Source organism: candidate division WWE3 bacterium, assembly GCA_026396615.1.
Taxonomy (GTDB): Bacteria; Patescibacteriota; WWE3; order JAPLWK01; family JAPLWK01; genus JAPLWK01.
On record JAPLWK010000011.1, the window covers coordinates 61,359 to 67,971 of the forward strand.

Below are 6,613 nucleotides of genomic sequence, written 5' to 3' on the forward strand. Positions count from 1 at the left end.
TGTTTATCAATACTTCTCCGTGTAAATCCTGGCGGCTTGGCAACCGTGATCGAGCATTACTTGAGAAACCGCCGCAATCATATTTTTATTCCCGCATAAATAAACAGCGCAATTTTTAACGTCCTGTAAATCTCGAGCAACGTACTCGGTTACGAAACCGGTGTCACCTTTCCAAGTCACTTCCGGTTTATTAACCACGATTCGATACTTAAAGTTTTGATATGTACTAACCATTTTCTCAAACCAATCCTTTAAGAAAACTTCCGTTGAACTATTTAGACCTAAGAATAAAGTAACCGATTGCTCTGGATTTGATTTTAAAACCGCCTCAATCTGGCATTTTAGTGGAGCCAACCCTGATCCCGTCGCCACAAAAAGTAGTTTTGAAGCGCCGTCTTCAGGCTTTAAAGTGAAGGTTCCCAAAGGACCAAGAAAAGCGAGCTTATCGGAGGCTTTAAGAGCCGCAAAAAACTTAGAGCCTGGTCCGCCAGGTGAAGTATCAACGAGTAGATTAAATCTATTTGAAGCTGTTGTGCCCGCAATCGAATAGCAATTAATTCGGTCACTGGCAACCTTGACGCTAACATATTGACCAGGTTGAAAACTAAACGGTTCCACGGTTTCCAGCTCAAAATAATGATACTTGTTAGCTTCAACGACGTGGCTAATGACTGTCGCTGTCTTGAACTTTGGCCCGACGATTTGACGTGGCTGTAAAATCACTTTACCGTCCACCGCCCATACGTCATTCAAAGTTACAATAACCGGATTGATCTCAATGTCGGTAACCTCCGGCATTATTGCTATTAGTTGACTGAGCCTCACCAGCACGTCATAAAGTTTCTCCAAAGCATGCGCAGGCACTCCTTCACTTTCCTTAAGTAGTGACCAAACTTTAGAACCTTTAACTAAGTTTTCGGCGTGTGACCGGTCAATTGGCAACAAATGAAGATTTCGATCAGCGACTAGTTCAGCGAGTGACCCACCAGCCCCAAACAGCAGTACCGGTCCGAAGGTCGGGTCACGTTTGACGCCAATAATTACCTCCACCCCACTTACCACTTCCTTTTGAATCTGAATTCCCACATTTTCCTTAATATCATCGTCGAGACTTGAGATCTTACGTGTGAGTTCTGACCAAGCACTTTCCAACTGTCCTTCGTTATTAATGTTGACGATAACACCACCAATTTTTCGTTTATGCAGAAGGCCCGGCGACGACAATTTTAAGACGACCGGGTAACCAATCTTGGTGGCTAGTTGGCTGGCGTCAGAAAGTGACGTCACTGTGGATGTTGGCGGTGTTGGAATTCCAGCCAGTGACAACACGTTATTGGCTGCCAAATTATCAAGAGCCGGTTGCTCGGCTTTTACTGCAGACTCGATAATCTTCTCAACTTGAGTTGATATTTCATCTGAAAGTTCGGTAACCTCGGAAGTCGGAAGCCTAGAACCTACGGTTAATTGCCGCTTTCTAAACTCCCACATGGCTCCGATGGCAGCAATGGCTCGCTCTGGAAAACGAAAGGACGGGATCTGGTATTCGTTTAATTTTTGCTCCCCCTCGGCCACCAATGTGCCCCCAATAAACGAGCAAAAAATCGGTTTCTGATATTTTTTGGGTAACTTCCCTAAAGCTTCCGCTGTTTGCGCAATTTGCGTCATAATTTGGGGAGTTAATATGACAACTAACGAGTCAATATTATTTGTTTGTAGAATAATCTCGGAGGCTGCTGCAAAGCGATCTGCCAACGCATCCCCTAAAAGATCAATTGGATTTTGAATACTCGCCGACCTTGGCAAAACGTCCAAAAGCTTTTGACGAGTAGCCTCATCAAAATGGACAAGCTCCATTCCCGCTTCTGAGGCAGCGTCGGCGCAAATCACCGCTGGTCCCCCAGCATTAGAAATAATTGCAACTTTTGGTCCCTCTGGGAATTTAGACCAGGAAAAGGCCCGGGATAAGTCAAAAAAGTCTTCCATTGTTTGAGCCCGAATAACGCCAGCCTCTTTTAAGGCCACCTCTAAAATAGAATCGCTACCGGCAATAGAGCCCGTATGTGATTTCATTGCCGTTGCCGCCGCTTGAGTCTTCCCAGGCTTAATAATGAAAACTGGTATAGTTTTTGTAATTTCTGACGTCACCTTTAGAAATTCTGGACCGTTAGCAATCGACTCTAAATACATTCCTATCGGAGCCCTCGACTCACTCTTCTGAAAATAACGTAAAACATCATTTTCGGTAACCACCGCTTTATTCCCCAAAGTTATAAAATCACTAAAACCAAGTTGTTGCGATTTACACCAATCAAAAAGACTCGCAGCAATCGCTCCCGATTGCGAAATGAACCGCAGATTTCCAGTTTGTGAATAAGTTTCGCCGAAAGTGGTGTTAATTGGGCAATCATTGTTAACGTAACCAAAACAATTTGGACCCAAAACATTCAATTGATATTTTTGAGCGATTTCTAGAAGCTGTTTCTCTAACTTCGCACCCTCATCACCAACCTCTTTAAAGCCCGCCGTGTAAATGACGACATTTTTAATTCCAGCTTCCCCAATCTGAACCATAACCTCAAGTGCCAGTAAAGTGGGGATAGCAATAATCGCCAACTCAGGAACTTCAGGTAAAGTTTTAATGTCGGCAAAACACGGCAAATTTCCGATTTTTTGAAGTTTAGGATTAATGGGGTAAATCTGGCCCTTAAAACCAGAGTCAATAATGTTTTTAAGGACAATCGCCCCCACTTTTTCGGGCGTTTCTGAGGCGCCAATAATAGCGACAGATTTTGGGCAGAATAGGGCAGTTAAATCCACAGGCTTAGTTTAGCAACAACCAATGCGACTGTCATTATGTTTTGATCGCCCTTGAGTTCAATAGTTGTAGTATCTGTTGCTTCTCGGTTTCGCTGTCGCCAAGCATAAAAACTTTTAAATGTTCTTTACACCACTCGTTATATTTATCAAGATCCCTAGATGAGATAACCACGTCATGTAAACTTTCTGAACCTAAACTTAAGGCCCCTGAACGCACGCCATCTATAACTCCAGCTAAACTAGCTACGTATAAAACTGTAACGTCACGTTTATGTCCGTTGTGATCCTCAAAGGCGTAACGAAAAGATTCCAAATCACCAACATACCCATTTCTTCCAAAAACACCTTCTATAGTGGCGAAACCGTCAGACCTTTCTAAATTTCCCCCTCTAAGCCAACAAAGATTTGGGCACTCCTCAAGTAACTCGGATAAAACCATATTCCCCGGACTTCTCTCCGTACTGTAACAATAAGGCATAATTCTTCCAATCAAATAAGAGTCATTACCGTATTGCGACCAAGAGTCCGGAAAGTAATCCTTGTTATGCGAGTTATGAATAATATTATAAATTTTGTCGCAAACGTAATCTCTGCCTCGCTGCCCAACTTCGGGAGAAAGCGGAAAGGCTATACCTTCCGGAAGCTTAGCTAATTCTTCGTAAAAGAAAACGTTTGAGTATTCAGTAGATAAAGGCTCAAACTGCCGACCTTCTACAGTAGTGGCAACGGATTCGGAATCTGGTTTACTGGGTAGATCAGCTTTTATGTTCACGACAACTAATTCTATCACCAAAATATCACCTGGGTCTTAGAGGTGTTAAAATGTGTCGTGCTGCAACATTGGGGAGTAGTGTAATGGTAACACACCACGCTCTGGACGTGGTAACTCTAGGTTCGAGCCCTAGCTCCCCAGCCATTCAGTTCTTAGGACCTCTGGAGGGTCCTTTTGCATTAGTAGATCGATCAAAGTCGTAGGTCCGAACCTTTCTGCTATCTGTTGCAGATTTTTCTTTCCCTCCTCAATTAAAAAGAAGTATTTTTGTCCATCTATCAACAAATTCCTATCCTTAATGATTAGGTCCGAACCTAAAGCGGTGAGAATTTGGGTCCGTTGTTTAAGACCACCATTTACTAACCAAAACCTGGCATAACAGACGAAGTTAAAGGTGTTAACAGATAACTCATGCCATTTATTGATTCGTTGGTCTGTACCGTTAATCTTTGCCATAAGCCTCGTCTTTTCTGCTAAAAGAGGCTGGTGTTGTAATGCGTACTCCTCGTCCGAAATAACGCTACCGTCCATATTTTGAGGCGATATTTTTAGTTTGAGAAGATTATCCAACCTTTTAACACAGTCGTCATAAGCATCCTTTACGCTACTTCTAACAACTTCCCGATCTTCTGTTTCTTTATCATTAAGTTCGTTTAGGTAATCAACCGCCCAAACTAAGAGTTTCTCCGGTATATCGTATCTTTTAATTTCTTCGTCTATTTTTTCTTCAAGTGTCTTTAGAGATATACACCCCTGTGAGCAGTTTTTGTTAGCCTTTTTGGTGCAGTGATAATGGATGTAATGCAGCGTCGTGGGACCAGCCATATCCTCAATCAACGTTTTACACTCCGGGCAACTTGTAACGTCTTTGCCTTTATGAAACTTAGTTTTACAGACAGAGCAGATTATTTGCCAGCGTTCCTCACAAGTAATAGATCCACCACACTCACCGCAACGTAGCGGCTCCTTAAAAGCGAACTCGTGTTCTGTAACATGACAACCCCTGCGCCCGGTGATGACCTGTAAGCGATCAAAATCTTCTTTAGTTATCATAGGCTCATGCTTGCCGATCATTTGACCTTCTAACCTAGCCAACAAACCATAATAGAAGGGATCCTCTATAAATTTGTAGAAAGAGCTTTCAGACATCTTGTTACCGCCCTGCCTTTTAGTTTTGCGGGTCCGGTAACCCCACTCATCATTTAGTTTATTAAAAGCCTGCATTGGAGTATAAGAGTCGTTCAATATGAGCCTTGCTGCATTTTGTAAGAGCAGGAACCGATCTTTGTCTTTAATGATGATATGCTCTTTAGTAGTAGGATCGGTAAAATTGAGGTAGCCTTGCTTAGCGGGTCCGGACCACCATCCAGTATTGAATTTGGTTCTATTACCAGTCTTAACCATTACGCTCTTATCATCGCTATCACGTGTTGCTCTAGAAAACTCGGCCATCAGGTACTCCCGGTCTCTTGGGTTATTATCAAATATCCCAAAGCACGTCAAAACAATCTTTATCTTATTCTCTAGCATTAGTTGCACAAAGGCCCCACCATCACCATAGTTGCGAGCTACCCGGCTTGGATGCCAAACGATTACTCCATCAGCTTCCCCATTTTTTATCCTTGCCATAAGATCGTTGAAGCAGGGCCTGCCAGTCTTAAACCCTGACTGGCTCTCCTCATAAGGTGCGCCCTGATTTATGACATTTAAACCGTACCTATCAAGTATCTGTTCTTTTACATCAAGTTTCTGACCGGGAATAGATTGGGTTTGACGGTCTTCGTTATCCTCTGAAGATCTACGGTAATAGACTAAGTACTTCAGCTTTTTTAAATCTTTTAATTTGTTATCGTCCAAATAATACATATAAATAACGCCCCCACTGGTTGTGATCAAAACGGTGAAGTCTTGTCCAATGGGGGCATTAAAAAACTCCACCACAAATTTTGATCACGTTACAATTTAACTATTATTAAAGATTTTATTCAAGTGCTTATAGATAATTTTCATATTTACTAAGGTCGCCTCCAAAATAAACGTCGGCAGCTATGTCCTCATCGTGTTCGTTTTATATAGCTATCATTTCTGTGCTATTACTATCAATCCAAGCTAAATCTTCTACCATTAGCGTTTTTAGATCCAATTCTTTAATTATCAACTCATACTCCTCTTTGCCCCTAATGGTTATTTGATGGGTGACGACTTTAATTGGATACGTACTAGATACAACCTTAGAGGAACCTATATCTATAGAAGGATAACTAGTTGTAGTAACAACGCTTTCGGCCTGCTCGGTTCCAATAGGCAGGAATTCGGTTCCAACGGATTGGGGTAGGATTCTAATGTGTTGGAGAATTGCTTCTATTGGTTGGTCTTTTTCTACGTTTTGGTAATGATTGGCCTCACCTTTACAAACTAAACTGTTTAAAAAGTATCTTTTTGGGCAGATAAGTTTATTTACATTAGTGAGGTTGGTAGTTTCAATAAAGCCTTTCGATACCAATCCATTGTGCCAATTTCTTATCGCTTGGTCCGACTTGTAGTTAAAGATTTGGCATAAATCCTCGAAGTCGGTCTTAAACAAGCCAAAATCAGGCTTATTTTCGTCAAAAGTGGCCACGTCAATATAAAAATCGAGTAGTGTTAACTCCTGGAGAGTCAGCACCCCCTGTTCGAGTAGATCCCACTTGTTACGATGACAAACTCTATAACCATTTAATTTCGTGTGATATGAGTTTTCAATAGCAAGAACTACGGTCATACTTTATTCCTTATTTGGTCCAATGGGGTGTCTATATTTGGAATTGGAATATCAACAGGAATAGGTTCGTAGACTAACTTTATGAACTGAAGTAGCTCTAAACCCTTTCTATTCGCACCTTCGTCTGAAAGCTCAACTTTGAATACTTCGTAATATACTTTCTTAAAATCACTGATAGCCTTATTACTTAGCTGCATGGTTACTCAAGCCTCCTGTTCCGAGAGCATTCCGAGGAGAAAATAATGCTTTTCAAGCTGTGAGAC

At 41.8% G+C, this 6,613-nt stretch carries 4 protein-coding genes and 1 tRNA gene; 1 reads left to right on the forward strand and 4 read right to left on the reverse strand.

Features of this window, described 5'->3' with window-relative positions:
- Nucleotides 1–6: 6 nt before the first annotated feature.
- Both NT141_04430 and NT141_04435 read right to left on the reverse strand, forming a co-directional pair.
- Complete coding sequence (locus NT141_04430) at nucleotides 7–2,817, reverse strand: acetate--CoA ligase family protein (protein MCX6784276.1); 2,811 nt, start codon at nucleotides 2,815–2,817, stop codon at nucleotides 7–9.
- A 34-nt stretch (nucleotides 2,818–2,851) separates the two neighbouring features.
- Complete coding sequence (locus NT141_04435; GenBank protein MCX6784277.1) at nucleotides 2,852–3,589, reverse strand: hypothetical protein; 738 nt, start codon at nucleotides 3,587–3,589, stop codon at nucleotides 2,852–2,854.
- A 69-nt stretch (nucleotides 3,590–3,658) separates the two neighbouring features.
- On the opposite strand from NT141_04435, the gene NT141_04440 reads away from it, so the two are divergent.
- Nucleotides 3,659–3,733 (forward strand) — tRNA-Gln (locus NT141_04440).
- On the opposite strand, the gene NT141_04445 is transcribed toward NT141_04440, so the two are convergent.
- Both NT141_04445 and NT141_04450 read right to left on the reverse strand, forming a co-directional pair.
- Nucleotides 3,719–5,530, reverse strand: a complete 1,812-nt coding sequence (locus NT141_04445; GenBank protein MCX6784278.1) for a recombinase family protein — start codon at nucleotides 5,528–5,530, stop codon at nucleotides 3,719–3,721. The genes NT141_04440 and NT141_04445 overlap by 15 nt on opposite strands.
- A 127-nt stretch (nucleotides 5,531–5,657) precedes the next feature.
- Nucleotides 5,658–6,350: a hypothetical protein gene (locus NT141_04450; GenBank protein ID MCX6784279.1), complete on the reverse strand. Its 693-nt coding sequence runs from the start codon at nucleotides 6,348–6,350 to the stop codon at nucleotides 5,658–5,660.
- Nucleotides 6,351–6,613 lie beyond the last annotated feature (263 nt).

Coding starts and splice junctions, on each gene's coding strand:
- NT141_04450 (MCX6784279.1), bottom strand. CDS start 6,350: ATGACCGTAGTTCTTGCTATTGAAAACTCATATCACACGAAATTAAAT.